We start from the raw sequence: 14,428 nt of genomic DNA on the forward strand, positions 1-14,428 counted from the left end.
AAACCATCTTTCAATCATCTCCCATGAAGGAGAAGATCCTATCCGGTATTAGCTTCGGTTTCCCGAAGTTATCCCAGTCTTACAGGCAGGTTGCCCACGTGTTACTCACCCGTCCGCCGCTAACGTCATAGAAGCAAGCTTCTAATCAGTTCGCTCGACTTGCATGTATTAGGCACGCCGCCAGCGTTCATCCTGAGCCAGGATCAAACTCTCCGAAGAAATGTTTGACTTGCTCATTTAAAAAATAAAAATTAACGTTGACGTTTGTCGCTTTGTTCAGTTTTCAAAGTTCAACCGCCGCTCTTAAGCGACTTTACCATCATAACAAGTTGCAATCTAGTTGTCAACAAGTTTTTTATTTGTTTATCACTTCGATGTTTGCTTTAGCAGTTCATCTTAGCGACATTTAATAATATACCATGCCTTCTTTTATTGTGCAATAGTTTTTCGATATATTTTTAAAAACTATTTTCTTGTACACGAAACGTTAGCCAATTAATAGATACTAGCATATCTAGACCTAAGCTAGCATAATGTCTATTAAATCATTATCCGCCAAGGAGGCGTTCACTTGGATACCTTAATTGCAGCTGCACTCTATTTGTCCTTTTGTATGTCTATTCTCTTAATTTCACTTGCTTATTGGGAATCAATTCAAATGTCTAATAAGGAAGGCAAAGTCAACGGCCTTTCATTTATTTCACTTTCAACATTCAGCATGATTTTTTGTTTGTTTACTTCATATTTTTATACCATTCTTTATTAACATGATGTTACGTTGTCTTCTTATAATAAGGAGACATTTCTTTATTTTATTACAATATTCGCATTCGGTATACTTACTTATTGAAATCAATACGATAAACTCAGCTCCCCCCTTCTTCATACGTGCGATGGACAGTGAAGGAATTTGTCGAATGATTTTTTGGAACACTTTCTTTAAATTTGATAAACTACTTTTAGAAAACGCTTTCATATATACTTTAACATTATTCAAGGAGGAAACCAAATGAAACCATTGCTTGAAGTAACGGTTGGAGAACTTTTAAAAGAAAGTACAAAAAAGTTTGGGCATCAAGAAGCGGTTATCTACTCTGAACAAAATATTCGCTATACGTACGCAGAGTTTTATCAAGAAACCTCTCGAGTTGCAAAGGCACTTCTAGCCACCGGTCTCAAAAAAGGCGATCATATCGCTATCTGGGCTACAAATGTGCCGGAATGGTTACTTCTGCAATTCGCAGCAGCTAGAATAGGCGCTGTTTTGGTTACCCTTAATACAAGCTACCAATCCTCTGAATTAGAGTATGTATTGAGGCATTCTGATACAGCAGCGCTATTTTTCATTGATGAATTTAAAAGCACTTCTTATACGTCTATTATCACCGGTATTGAACATAATCTTCCCAATCTAAAACATCTTATAAACTTAAGTGAATCAAGCGAACATACTTCTTGGAACGAGTTCTTAATGAGTAGCTCAATGGTATCGGATGAGGTGCTCGATAAGTATGAGCAATCCCTACATATCCATGAAGTTATCAATATGCAATATACTTCCGGAACAACAGGTTTTCCAAAAGGAGTTATGCTAAGTCACCATAATATAGTAAATAACGGCTTTTTAGTTGCTCAGTCTATGAAACTGACTAACGAAGACCGCTTATGCATCCCAGTTCCTTTCTTTCATTGTTTTGGATGTGTACTGGGCGTTCTAGCATGCGTATCCGTAGGTGCTACTATGCTACCGATTATTGAATTTCAGCCTTCCTCTGTTTTACGCACCGTAGAGAAAGAAAAATGTACAGCGCTTCACGGTGTACCAACTATGTTTATTGCGGAATTAAATGCACTTGAGTTTAATCAATATGACTTATCTACTCTTCGCACAGGAATCATGGCTGGTTCTAATTGTCCAGCAGAAGTAATGAAACGAGTCATAAATGACATGGGTATCAGCGAAATTACCATCGCCTATGGTCAAACCGAAACATCTCCTGTAATCACCCAAACAACCCCAACTGATTCTATCGAGCGGCGAGTACAAACGGTTGGCAAAGTACATGATCATGTACAGATTCAAATTATTAATCCAATTACAGGTAAACAAGCTTCTTTTGGAGAACAAGGAGAACTTTGTGCAAAAGGATATTTAACAATGAAAGGATATTACAAAATGCCGGAAGAAACAGAAAAAACAATTGTAGAGGGCTGGCTACATACAGGAGATTTAGCTACCATCGATAAAGATGGCTATGTAAAAATTACAGGACGTCTAAAAGATATGATTATTAGAGGTGGAGAAAACATTTACCCAAGAGAAATTGAAGAGTTTTTATATAGATTACCCGAGGTAGAAGATGTGCAAATTGTCGGTATTCCTGATCCAAAGTATGGAGAACGAGTTGCTGCATGCATTAAACTCAAGCAAGATTCTTTTCTTACCGCTCAAGAAATCAAAGACTTTTGCAAAGGTAAGCTTGCTCATTTCAAAATTCCCGAACATATTTATTTTATAGACGACTTTCCCATGACGGCATCCGGCAAGATTCAAAAATATAAATTAAAAGAAACGATCGTAGCGCTTTATAAATAATCAGATTTTTTCGAATTTCACCTGTCATTATGAAGAAAAGTTTACTATACTGATACATATCTGTTTTTCTTCTTTCATACAGATATAAACAACAATGTCTATTGAAATAGGTGAAAATAATGGAAAATGAAATGTTGCTCAAATTAGGTATTTCTGCTGTACTTGGTCTTATTATTGGAATTGAAAGGGAACTAAAACGAAAGCCTGTTGGTTTAAAAACATCTCTCGTAATTTCCATTATTAGCTGTTTACTCACGATTGTTTCGATTGAGTCTTCTCAAATTTTTAATAAAGGTGATCATATCACAATGGACCCGCTTCGTCTGGCTGCTCAAATTGTTTCTGGAATTGGTTTTTTAGGAGCGGGTGTTATTTTACGAAAAGAAAATGACAGCATCTCTGGGCTTACAACAGCCGCTATTATCTGGGGGGCAGCAGGTATAGGTATTGCTGTAGGTGCAGGGTTTTATCCCGAAGCTATTACCGGAGTTGTACTGCTCATCATCAGCGTTGAACTTCTCCCTTTCCTTATTACTATTCTAGGGCCTAGGCAACTGCGCGAGAAAGAGCTTATTCTTCAACTTAAGCTGGCTGATAAGCACAATATTTTTGATACAACTAACAGCATTAGAGAAAAGAATATTACAATAAAAAATATTCGAATCAAAGATTTAGACACCAATGAATTATATATACGTATGAAAGTGTCAGTTAATAATCAGCGTCCTACTACAGAAGTGTATTACGAGATTCAAAAAATCAGCGGTATTCGTAGCATTGAAGTTGAAAATGTATAAATGAAAAACGGCCAATTGGCCGTTTTTTTATTTATATTTTTCAATCTGTTGTAAAAATTCCCTCTGTTTTACTAGAGACAGCCGGTATTGATCATCGATAATTTCTGTTAACAACTCATGTTTACGGCTCTTTGACACATTCAATCTGTGGATAAGAACTCTGCATTCGTACAAAAACTGTGTATACTGTGTGTAACTCTCATCATAATTCGAAGATAATTCTTCTTTTATTCGTTTTGTCAACAAAGGACTAGCGCCATCTGTGGATATTGCTAGCGATAATCTCCCTCTAGAAAACTGTGCAGGAATTTGAATATTTCCATCGGAAAAACCGCTGGCCATATTAACCAACTGATCATTTTTAATATGCTGCTTAACGAACTTATTCACAGCTTTATCATTTGTAGCTACAACAATAAAAAAAACATTAAGTAAGTCTTCTTCTCCTACTTTTTTTCTTTTTACACACAGCTGATTCTTAGCTTCCCACTCATTTATTTCAGCTGAAACAGTTGGAGCAACCACTGTAATGGCTGCTCCTTCTTGTAAAAAACCTTTAATTCTACGAGTTGCGATTGTTCCGCCTCCAACTACTAAGACCGAACGATCCTTTAAATCAAGCATAACGGTATACATCGTATTGATTTCCTCTGCTCGATAATAACGTTTTTACTTGATGACTTAAAATGTGTGCAAGTCCATCATGATAACCTAGGTAGTTTGCTAAGATAAACTGCTGGTCATCTGTTGATAACTGCTCCAATTCTTCCTTAATTTCGTTCATTAAAATACCGGTAAACAAAAGGTACGGGAGAACGAATACTTGCTTATACGAAGTTTGTTTAGCAAGGTGCAGCCCTTCTTTTAAATTAGGGTCAGCGGCAGCTAAATAGCATGTGCTCACTTCTTTAAAAGCTCCTTTACCTTTTAGCAGTTGAGCTATTTCGTTAAAATCTTTTTTTACAGCAGGATCACTGCTTCCTCTGCCGACCAGCAATACCATCGAATCTTCATGCTTATCCACATTAGTTTCATTGATTCTCTCTACTAAGATATCAACAATTCGTTCGTCTACGCCGAACGGTTCTCCGTACAGTACTTCTACTTGTGGATAGCGTTCATATACTTTGTGTATTTCTTCAGGTATATCATGTTTTGCATGGGCAGCTGTTAATAACAGCAGCGGCACAATGGCAATACGAGTAGCACCTTGTTCAATACACGCTTCAAATCCTTGTTCAATAGTAGGGTAAGCTAGCTCTAGGAAACAAACTTCTTGAATCGGTACATCTAGATTTTTTTTACATCTTTCAATAAAAGCAACTGCCTGATCAGCGCCTTCTTTTACGCGGCTGCCATGGCAAACATATAAAACTGCATCCATATAATCAACCTCTTTAGTAAGCTTCTTGTGCATACGAATAGTAATGCTGTCCAGTCTTCTCAAACCAATTCAATCGGTCATGAAAATTTACAACTTCACCAACGATAATCATACTGGGATTTTCAATTTGTTCTTCTTTAACAATATCAACAATTGTACCAAGAGTTCCAGTTACAGTGCGCTGGTCCGCACATGTGCCCCAGTGAATCAAGGCAATTGGCGTAGCTGAGGTTTTTCCATGTTCCATTAACTGTTGGCAAATGTACGGTAAGTTCCTCACTCCCATATAAATGGCAAGAGTATCTACACCTTTGGCTAGGCTATCCCATTTGATTGCATCATGCTCGCTGTCTTTACGGTGTCCTGCTACAAAAGCAAAGCTTGCGCTGTATTCCCGGTGAGTGACAGGGATTCCTGCATAAGCAGCAGCTGCGATACCTGATGTAATTCCTGGAACAATTTCAAATGAAATGCCCTGTTGCACGAGAGCTTCTGCTTCTTCCCCTCCGCGTCCGAAAACAAATGGATCTCCGCCTTTTAAGCGCGTTACAATTTTCCCCTTTTTAGCGAATTTCACTAAAAAGTTATTGATTGTTTCTTGCTTGAGGGTATGGTAGTTTGGAAGCTTTCCGCAGTAAATAATATCAGCATTACTTTTAGCATACTCCAGCAGGTCCTTATTCACTAAACGATCATATAAGATAACATCTGCTTGCTGAATTGCTTTCAACCCTTTTAATGTAATTAAATCTGGATCTCCTGGTCCTGCACCGACTAGATATACTTTCCCCATGAATGCCTTTCACCCTTCCATCATTTCCACGTCTCCGCAGCGCTCCCAAATTTTAATTTGAATTAGAACAGCGGACAAAGTCCGCTGTCATTTAGATGAATTTTCGGTTAGATAAATATTCAATAACAGTTTGTACACATTCTTCTACAGACTGTGTGCTTGTATTAATTGTTACTTCAGGATTAGCAGGTGACTCATAGGGAGAATCAATTCCTGTAAAATCACGGATTTCTCCGCTTCTTGCTTTTTTGTAAAGGCCTTTTGGATCTCTTTTTTCACATTCTTCTAACGGACACTCTACGTATACTTCCAAAAATTCATTCCCCTCTAAGATCTCACGCACTTGAGCGCGATCTTCTTGGAATGGAGAGATAAATGCTGTTAGTACCACTTGACCGCTGTCTACGAACAGCTTAGAAACCTCACCGATACGGCGAATATTTTCTGTACGATCTTCAGCAGAAAACCCTAAATTCTTGTTTAAGCCAAAACGAACATTGTCACCATCTAATACATAATTGCGAATATTTTTATCAAAAAGCGCTTTTGCCACTGCGTTTGCTACGGTAGATTTACCTGAACCCGAAAGGCCCGTAAACCATAATACAAAACTGTGATGATTATTTTGCTCGCGTCTTTCCTGTTTTGTAATTCCAGCATCATGCCACGTAATGTTTGTTGATTTACTCACTTCAACCGCTCCTTATTTTGAAGATACTTTTTGTTTTGCTAATCCCTTAATTAACACTTCAATTACTTCTTTACGGCTGAATGTGCTTGGTGGCACTTCTCCGTTACGAAGCATTTCACGTACCTTGGTACCAGATAGAATCATATGATCTTCCTTGCTGTGAGGGCATGTTTTCGTTGATGCCATCGCTTCACACTTCTTGCAGTAGAAGCTGTGTTCAAAAAATAAAGGTGTAATTCCTAATTCATCTGCCGTAAAGTTACTGAAGATTTTTTGTGCATCATATGTTCCGTAGTAGTCACCAACACCAGCGTGGTCACGGCCTACAATGAAATGCGTGCATCCAAAGTTTTTTCGAACCATTGCATGGAAAATAGCTTCTCTAGGTCCAGCATAGCGCATTGCAGCAGGGAAAACTGCCAAAGCTACACGATCGCTAGGATAATAGTTCTCTAAAAGTACTTCATAACTTTCCATACGGATATCTGCTGGGATATCATCTGACTTTGTTTCTCCTACAAGTGGATTTAAAAACAGGCCGTCTACAATTTCTAATGCTGTTTTTTGAATATACTCATGCGCACGGTGAACAGGGTTACGAGTTTGGAATCCAACAACCGTTTTCCAACCGCGCTCTTCAAATGCTGCTCTTGTTTCAGTTGGATCTAGGTAATACTTTTCAAAACGCGTTTTAGGTGTACGTTCTACAAGTACGATTGGACCTGCTACATATACATTTGGGCGTTCCATCATTTTCTTCACACCAGGGTGGGCAAGTTCTGCTGTGCGGTACACATTTTCCGCTTCTTTTTCTTTATTTGGCGTATATACTTCAGAAACTTCTAAAACACCATATGTCACACCGCTTTGAACTAGTTTTACTTTGTCGCCAATGTTTAATTCTTTAGCCTGCTCTTCTGTTACGGGAAGAGTAATAGGAATACTCCATACAGTTCCATCTGCTAGACGCATATTTTCAACAACTGATTGATAATCTTTTTCTCCTAAAAACCCCGTAATTGGGCTGTAAGCACCAATCCCAATTAGTTCTAAATCACTTAGAGCCATGTTGTCTACTTCAATTTCTTTTGTTAGTGAAGTGTAGTCATATGTTGGTTGATATAAATTAATTAATTCTCCACCGTGTGCTTGAATTGTTGTCATTTTGTAAAATCCTCCTTAAGTAATTAACACAATATAATAAAAAGCAATTGAATCACGCAGTCATTTTTTCTTTTTCCGACTGCAAGCTTGCTCTTTTTCTTCTAGTCGTTCTAGCTAAGCTTAGAACACCTGCTGTGGCAATGCAGCCACTAGCTAGCACCACAAATGAATATAAGTCGCTTTCAAGTACTAATTTCACAAGAACATATGAGATTACGAGTGAAAATACAGGGGATACCACCCAAACCTTTAACATTTGAATGACCACTTCGCGCTGTTCTTTCGTAAATCCCGTTTTCGCTGCGCCTATCCCAATAATAGAAGACGTAGTGACCTGTGTAAGCGGTACTGGCAAACCAAACAGTGAAGCTGCTGTAACAAGAGAAGCACCAGTACCTGAAATAATGCAGCCTTCCCCTACAGAATAGCGAGTAATTTTTTTTCCGTTTGTTTCAATAACTCGGCCTCCTAGTAAAAGAGCTCCGAGTGCCACCGCCAATCCTCCTGCTATGACACCCGTTGTAGCATCCATTAACCCAGCTCCTACTAGAGGACCGACAGCATTTGCCACATTATTCATTCCAGCTGAGAAGGCTTCAAAGAATCCCGTCGCTATAACTAAAATCGTTAAAACTCTTTTCCACTTTCCCTCTGCTTCTTTTTTATGCGCTCTGCGTTTTATCACTTTCCCAATCAAAAAAGCAATGACAAATGAAACTAGCGGAACAATAATCCAAAAAGACATGACAATTAAAAGTTTTTCTACATACAGAGATTGATAAGCTACTCCTACTCCAACAACTGAGCCAACTGTTACTTCACTTGTTGATAGAGGGATACCAATCAAATTCGCGAAAAAGAGTGACAGCGTTGCAGCAGCCAGAATGATAATAACTAATTCTACTGACAGCAGTTTTTCAGGTATGATACCTGAACTGATGGTTTTTACCACCTCACCGCCTCCGGTAACAGCTCCGAGCACAATTCCTACAGCACAGATGAACAGGGCCACTCTTCGCTTTTTAATTGCACCGGAGCCGTATGAAACGCCCATAGCAGCTGCTGCACCGCTTGCCCCAATATTCATTGCAAAAAAAAGCGCAATGATAAAGGCAACATATAAAAGCATCATTTATTCAGCTCTTTCGTATTTAAGATTCGTGTAATCCGCACTCAACTTTTTGTGTACCTGCCCATCTTCCTGAACGTAAATCGTCTACATTATAGGCAGGTGCGGTACAGGGCTCACAGCCGATACTTGGGTAGCCTTGATCATGAAGTTTGTTGTACGGCAAATCATGCTTATACACATAGCGCCAAATTTCTTTCCATGACCAATGAATTAACGGACAAACTTTCACCTTCTTGAATTTCTCATCTTTATTAAAATAATTCGTGTTGGCACGAGACTCAGACTGCTCGCGTCTCAAACCAGAAATCCACGCATCATAAGGAGCAAGGGATTCTCTTAGCGGAATGATTTTTCGAATTTGACAGCATAAGTTAGGCTGACTCTTCCAAAGCTCATCTCCATGTTTTTCAGCTTGTTCTGCAAGAGTTAAATCCGGCTTTTTCATATGAATACGTAAATCAGGGAAGCGTTCTTTAATTGCATCAATCACTTCATATGTTTCTTTAAAATGAACGCCTGTATCTAAAAAGACAATTTCAGCGTCTTTTTTCACTTTTGAAATTAAATCAATTAACACGATTCCTTCGATCCCAAAGCTTGACGCATAAATAATTGAATCTCCGTAGGTATCATACGCCCACTGCAATGCTGAAAGGGCTCCTTTTGTTTCATCTTTACTGTCGAACTCTGGAAATGTATCGCTCCAGTTTTCGTACGTATATAAGTCTGCCATTTTCTCCACTCCAATTCTTAGTTATCCGCGTTATCCAATAAAAAAAGACGGTTTTACCCACTAGAATTGGATAAAACCGCCTCTAGTGTGTCTAGTCAGCGAAACTATTTAATTCTTACTTTACTTCGGCGTGTTCAAAAATTTGTTTTAAGTCGGGGTTTACAGTCATTGGTTTCCCTTCTCAAATTATCGCTTGCGCTATATCAAAATAAAAAGTCTTCCGTATTGAAAGACTGGGTAGGCAATAAATTTTCACCTTATCTTTCAAAATGATACACACTTTGCTGGAATTAGCACCTTGCTAAGCAGGTTGCCGGGGTTCAGCGGGCCAGATCCCTCCACCACTCTTGATAAGCATTTTTTAAAAATTTTAGCATATTTAGAATATTTGTCAACATTAAAAATCATATATCCGATAAGAAAACTATACTTTAAATTCACAGAAATATCTATACTTTTATTTAAAACAACATATGTAAATTTAACCCAAATGTGAACATATCAGTTTATAAAACGCTTTCTTTTTTCTCCAACTTTTGATGTTCTCTTGCTAAATAAAACGCAAAATCTCTCTATAAAATTAATAGCGGATTTATAAGCTTTACGGATAATTCACCCACATTAGCACACATTACAGATAACACTGACTGACAGATAGGAGCTATATAAGATGGAGAGACAACCCTTTCAATTAGACGATACAATTAAAAATAATGTACGAACATATTTACAGCAGATTTCAACTGAAGCCTCTAATTTAATTAAACATTTAGACACGAGTGATCATTGTATCCTATGTGATTTTGAGGAGATGAGAAGGTTATTTCAAGATGTTCAAGCTACGGCCGCCTCTTATTACTTGCGTCATTACTTATCGCCTTATACATTTGAATACGCTGCTCTGTCCCTAGCTATTCATAACCTCTCTGAGAAACGTCACGGCGCTTTAATTGTCATTGAACGGGAACAAAATGTTGATCCTCTTATTCAAAAAGGAATGCCTATTCAAGCTCCTGTCAGCGCTACGCTAGTTGAGACACTGTTCTATCCAGGGACACCCTTACATGACGGAGCTGTCCTAATTAGAAATAATCAGCTTATTTCGGCTGCTAATGTTTTACCTCTCTCGTCTATTATTTCAACGAACAAAAAATTGGGAACACGTCACCGTGCAGCCATTGGAATGTCAGAAAAATCGGATGCATTAATTTTAGTTGTATCTGAAGAAACAGGCAAAATTTCGTTTGCGCTTGATGGAAGCCTCTACCCTATTCACTCCAGCAAAAATATGATTTAAGAGCCCTTTCCTAATAAGCAGCCCTATCTTGACTTCTATATCCTTTCTCTTTAATATATTTCATAGTTTTTACATACTATAGATACGGGTGATGCATATGGCAATTTTAAAATTTGAACATGTAGGCGTTCAAGTAAAGGATATAGAAAAATCTATTGAGTTCTATACACAAAAGGTGGGATTAGAGCTCATCGAAACACTACCACATACCGATCCGTCTTTGAAGCTAGCTTTTCTAGGTTTAGAAGGCAATGTAATCGTAGAGTTAATTCAAGGGTATAACTCAAGCTTACCTAATGAAGGTAAAGTTCATCATTTTGCGCTGGCAGTAGATGGAATTGAAGAGGAGTTTGAGCGTTTAAAATCAGCAGGCGTTTCATTTGTGGAAGAAAACATTGTAACTTTGCCAAATGGAGCAAGATACTTATTTTTCTATGGTCCAGACAAAGAATGGATTGAATATTACGAAGTAAAAAGATAAAGATATCTTATACCTTCAGTGAAAAATGGTCATACTGTGGCTATGACTAATCACTGGAGGTTTTTTTATGATGGAATGGCTATTATTTCGACTTTTTCGTCGTTCTATTTTAGTGCGGCTTCTTTTTATTATCGGCTGCCTTGTTTTACTTTTCGGCATGCTTATACATTTCCTAGAGCCGCAAACGTTTGGGAATGTGTTTGAAGGAATTTGGTGGGTTATTATTACAATCTCTACTATAGGGTACGGTGATTTTGCTCCCACCACTACGATTGGAAGGTTAGCTGCAATTATTTTAGTCCTGATTGGAACGGGATTTATTACTACTTATTTTGTCACGCTTTCTAAAATTGCTGTTTCCGCCGAGAGCGCTTATTTGGAAGGAAATTTAAAGTTTTATGGAAAAGATCACTTCATCGTTGTTGGGTGGAATGAGCGCGCCAAACTCGTGCTAGAGTCTTATCGCGACGCATTTCATAAAGAAGACATTGTTCTTATCGACGACTCTCTGACTAAAAATCCCATGATCTGTGATCGCGTTCATTTTATTAAAGGAAGTCCCTCTCACTATGAAGTATTAGAACTTGCCAATGCTCGGTACGCAAAAAAAGTGCTGATTACTGCGGATCAGCATAAGACAGAAGAATATGCAGACATGAATACGATTGTTACGCTAGTCGCTCTGCAAGGATTGAACCCTTCTATTTACAGCATCGTTGAACTGTTAACAAAAAAGCATATTCAAAATGCGCAAAATTTGGGGGTAAATGAAATGATTAAAACAAACGAGTTGATTAGTCAAGTCATGTACGAACATATTTTTGTAAAGAAATTAGAGAGTTTAAGAAAAGAATAATCCTTTCAATTATTGAAGCAGCGCCTCTTCTGCCTCTCTAATTAGCTCTTCTCCTAAACTGATATACTTTTCTGGAAATGAAGCGTCTGGGTCTTGGGGTTCTGCAAACTGATTAAATGAAGCACCCATGTTTCCATTGTGAACATTGTCATCTAAGCCAATTTGATACTTATGTGAAAGTAAAAATGGCGTACCAATCTGTACGGTTGTTCCTTTAGAATCCAGTTCTCCATTCGTAGCTGTAAACGGGATACGTAAAAACTGATAGCCGACTTCATCATTCATCTTATAGTCGAATGAACCATGATCATAATCCCAATTTCCTCCAATGTTATACCCAAGCGGCTTAAGCGTTTTTTCCAATTCATAAAGCTTGAATAATGTGCCGTCTAATCTTGAAGATAATTCAATCATCTTATCCCTCCTCTGTTTTAACATGTCCTTTTTCCAGCTTTTTATCCTTTATCTCAAAAGCAAAAAAGTTCACCTTCTAACAAGAAGGTGAACTTTTTATTTATTTCAAACGCTTTTCTAATTCTGCTTTTTTCTCTTCAAAACCAGGTTTTCCAAGAAGAGCAAACATATTTACTTTATATGCTTCTACTCCAGGCTGATCGAACGGATTTACTCCTAGTAAATAGCCGCTGATTGCGCATGCTTTTTCGAAGAAGTATACAACATATCCAAATGTATACTCATCTAGCGCCGGAATGTTTACAACTAAGTTTGGAACGCCTCCGTCTGTGTGAGCAAGCATTGTACCTTGGAACGCTTTTTTATTTACAAAGTCAACTGTTTCCCCAGCTAAGTAATTTAGTCCATCTAAGTCCGCTGCATCTTCTTCAATTGTTAGCTCATGACGAGAATCTTGAACTTGTACAATTGTTTCAAAAATATCACGACGACCTTCTTGTACATATTGACCTAAAGAATGAAGATCCGTTGAGAAGTTAGCAGATGAAGGGTAAATACCTTTTTGGTCTTTTCCTTCACTTTCACCAAATAACTGTTTCCACCACTCAGCAAAGTATTGAAGAGCTGGCTCATAGTTAATCAGCATTTCAATTGTTTTTCCTTTATTATAAAGAACATTACGAGCTACAGCATATTGATAAGCTGCGTTTTCTTCTAGCTCTGATGATGAAAATGCTTCTTGAGCATCAGCTGCCCCTTTCATCATTTGTTCGATATCAAGACCTGCAGCGGCAATTGGCAATAAGCCAACTGCTGTTAATACTGAATAACGGCCGCCTACATCATCTGGAATAACAAATGTTTCATAGCCTTCTTCGTCCGCTAATGTTTTTAATGCGCCGCGCGCTTTATCTGTTGTTGCATAAATACGCTTGCGTGCTTCTTCTTTGCCGTATTTCTCTTCTAATAATTTACGGAAGATACGGAAAGCAATCGCCGGTTCTGTTGTTGTACCAGATTTTGAAATAACATTAATAGAGAAATCTTTATCTTGTAAAACATCCATTAAGTCTTTCATGTATGTTGAGCTGATGTTGTTACCAGCAAAAATAACTTGCGGAGTTTTACGCTGTTCTTTTGATAATGTGTTATAGAATGAATGCTGAAGCATTTCAATAGCAGCACGAGCACCTAAGTAAGATCCTCCAATACCAATAACAATTAATACATCTGAATCAGATTTAATTTTTTCTGCACTTTTTTGAATGCGTGCAAATTCTTCTTTGTCATACTCCGTAGGAAGGTCTACCCATCCTAAAAAGTCGTTCCCAGCACCTGTTTTTTCATGAATTGAATGGTGAGCTACTTTCACGGCATCACGTAAGTATGTAAGTTCATGTTCACCAAAAAATGATAACGCGTTTGAATAATCAAAACGAACATGTGTCATAGTCTGTTCCTCCATTAAAATATCTTTATTTTCCACTTTATCGAAACTGTTAGCTGAATTCAAGTGAATCCACTTACAATTTGACACAATCATTATAGTTTGTTGAAACTGCAATCATTGTATGTACCCTTTTATTTAACGATAAATTCCGTTATGAAGTCAACTAATGTTCTTTGATTACAGAACGGAATTCATGCACGATGACGCAAATAATAAGCAAATAAAAAACGACTAAAGAGTGGTCTTCAATCGTTTTTTATTTGCTTACCGGATGGTGCAATATAGTTCATTTCACCTATCTTTACATATTGTCTCGGTTTATAAGAGGCTTTTAACAGGGAAGAGTCTATTGATATGGAATTTTCAGCTTCACTTTTAGAAGTGATTAGCATCCTGTTTTCTTCTTTCATTTCCAAGTGATTATTTAGCACAAATCCACTCATACATAGTGCGGTAAAAATGAGAAAACTGATGGCTATTTGTTTCCTATACATTTCCATCACCTCACTCTTAGAGTGACAATTTCGCATGATTTTTATACGTCGAAAAAAATTTTTTTATGTTTTTTTTATGGATTTTGTGACGAGTTTCTATTTATTTAATAAGCCTTGAAAATTCTGCTGATACTAAGAATTAGCAT

General features: G+C 37.7%; 16 protein-coding genes, 1 rRNA gene and 1 riboswitch. Of the genes, 6 read left to right on the top strand and 11 right to left on the bottom strand.

The window, feature by feature from the left end:
• Positions 1-219 (bottom strand): 16S ribosomal RNA (locus ACH6EI_RS21340); the annotation flags it as partial.
• A gap of 352 nt (positions 220-571) precedes the next feature.
• On the opposite strand from ACH6EI_RS21340, the gene ACH6EI_RS21345 reads away from it, so the two are divergent.
• From ACH6EI_RS21345 to ACH6EI_RS21355, 3 genes are all read left to right on the top strand, one after another.
• Positions 572-766: a hypothetical protein gene (locus ACH6EI_RS21345; protein WP_013059575.1), complete on the top strand. Its 195-nt coding sequence runs from the start codon at positions 572-574 to the stop codon at positions 764-766.
• Between the two features lie 243 nt (positions 767-1,009).
• The gene (locus ACH6EI_RS21350; RefSeq protein ID WP_033580479.1) at positions 1,010-2,596 is read left to right on the top strand and encodes an AMP-binding protein; all 1,587 of its coding nucleotides are present in this window, start codon (positions 1,010-1,012) and stop codon (positions 2,594-2,596) included.
• Between the two features lie 119 nt (positions 2,597-2,715).
• Entirely contained in the window at positions 2,716-3,393 is a 678-nt protein-coding gene (locus ACH6EI_RS21355; protein ID WP_013059577.1) for an MgtC/SapB family protein, read from the top strand.
• Positions 3,394-3,420: 27 nt separating this feature from the next.
• Here ACH6EI_RS21355 and ACH6EI_RS21360 read toward each other — a convergent pair whose 3' ends face one another.
• From ACH6EI_RS21360 to ACH6EI_RS21390, 7 genes are all read right to left on the bottom strand, one after another.
• Positions 3,421-4,029: an NAD(P)-binding protein gene (locus ACH6EI_RS21360; protein ID WP_047749626.1), complete on the bottom strand. Its 609-nt coding sequence runs from the start codon at positions 4,027-4,029 to the stop codon at positions 3,421-3,423.
• Positions 4,010-4,777 carry a sirohydrochlorin chelatase gene (locus tag ACH6EI_RS21365; protein ID WP_028412599.1) on the bottom strand — a complete coding sequence of 256 codons (768 nt, stop codon included), beginning with the start codon at positions 4,775-4,777 and terminating at the stop codon, positions 4,010-4,012. Before ACH6EI_RS21365 ends, ACH6EI_RS21360 begins: the two co-directional genes overlap by 20 nt.
• 13 nt (positions 4,778-4,790) lie before the next feature.
• Positions 4,791-5,570 (bottom strand): uroporphyrinogen-III C-methyltransferase, encoded by a 780-nt coding sequence (gene cobA, locus ACH6EI_RS21370; protein WP_028412600.1) that lies wholly within the window; start codon positions 5,568-5,570, stop codon positions 4,791-4,793.
• Positions 5,571-5,661: 91 nt separating this feature from the next.
• Positions 5,662-6,261, bottom strand: a complete 600-nt coding sequence (gene cysC / locus ACH6EI_RS21375; protein WP_028412601.1) for an adenylyl-sulfate kinase — start codon at positions 6,259-6,261, stop codon at positions 5,662-5,664.
• A 12-nt stretch (positions 6,262-6,273) separates the two neighbouring features.
• On the bottom strand, positions 6,274-7,425 hold the full coding sequence (gene sat, locus ACH6EI_RS21380; RefSeq protein ID WP_014457931.1) for a sulfate adenylyltransferase: 1,152 nt from the start codon (positions 7,423-7,425) through the stop codon (positions 6,274-6,276).
• 52 nt (positions 7,426-7,477) lie between these two features.
• Entirely contained in the window at positions 7,478-8,557 is a 1,080-nt protein-coding gene (locus ACH6EI_RS21385) for a sulfate permease (protein ID WP_028412603.1), read from the bottom strand.
• A gap of 19 nt (positions 8,558-8,576) precedes the next feature.
• Positions 8,577-9,290, bottom strand: a complete 714-nt coding sequence (locus ACH6EI_RS21390; RefSeq protein WP_028412604.1) for a phosphoadenylyl-sulfate reductase — start codon at positions 9,288-9,290, stop codon at positions 8,577-8,579.
• Positions 9,291-9,544: 254 nt separating this feature from the next.
• Positions 9,545-9,647: riboswitch (SAM riboswitch) on the bottom strand.
• A gap of 313 nt (positions 9,648-9,960) precedes the next feature.
• Between ACH6EI_RS21390 and cdaS the strand changes: the two genes are divergently transcribed.
• From cdaS to ACH6EI_RS21405, 3 genes are all read left to right on the top strand, one after another.
• Positions 9,961-10,587 carry a sporulation-specific diadenylate cyclase CdaS gene (gene cdaS / locus ACH6EI_RS21395; protein WP_028412605.1) on the top strand — a complete coding sequence of 209 codons (627 nt, stop codon included), beginning with the start codon at positions 9,961-9,963 and terminating at the stop codon, positions 10,585-10,587.
• A 97-nt stretch (positions 10,588-10,684) separates the two neighbouring features.
• Positions 10,685-11,068 carry a VOC family protein gene (locus ACH6EI_RS21400; RefSeq protein ID WP_014457927.1) on the top strand — a complete coding sequence of 128 codons (384 nt, stop codon included), beginning with the start codon at positions 10,685-10,687 and terminating at the stop codon, positions 11,066-11,068.
• A gap of 67 nt (positions 11,069-11,135) precedes the next feature.
• Positions 11,136-11,924: a potassium channel family protein gene (locus ACH6EI_RS21405; protein ID WP_014457926.1), complete on the top strand. Its 789-nt coding sequence runs from the start codon at positions 11,136-11,138 to the stop codon at positions 11,922-11,924.
• A 9-nt stretch (positions 11,925-11,933) separates the two neighbouring features.
• Here ACH6EI_RS21405 and ACH6EI_RS21410 read toward each other — a convergent pair whose 3' ends face one another.
• From ACH6EI_RS21410 to ACH6EI_RS21420, 3 genes are all read right to left on the bottom strand, one after another.
• The gene (locus ACH6EI_RS21410) at positions 11,934-12,338 is read right to left on the bottom strand and encodes a YugN-like family protein (protein ID WP_099000353.1); all 405 of its coding nucleotides are present in this window, start codon (positions 12,336-12,338) and stop codon (positions 11,934-11,936) included.
• A gap of 100 nt (positions 12,339-12,438) precedes the next feature.
• On the bottom strand, positions 12,439-13,788 hold the full coding sequence (locus ACH6EI_RS21415; RefSeq protein ID WP_028412606.1) for a glucose-6-phosphate isomerase: 1,350 nt from the start codon (positions 13,786-13,788) through the stop codon (positions 12,439-12,441).
• Positions 13,789-14,033: 245 nt separating this feature from the next.
• Complete coding sequence (locus ACH6EI_RS21420) at positions 14,034-14,282, bottom strand: hypothetical protein (protein WP_014457923.1); 249 nt, start codon at positions 14,280-14,282, stop codon at positions 14,034-14,036.
• Positions 14,283-14,428: the final 146 nt, after the last annotated feature.

The organism is Priestia sp. JSM ZJ58 (assembly GCF_044383985.1).
Taxonomy (GTDB): domain Bacteria; phylum Bacillota; class Bacilli; order Bacillales; family Bacillaceae_H; genus Priestia; species Priestia zanthoxyli.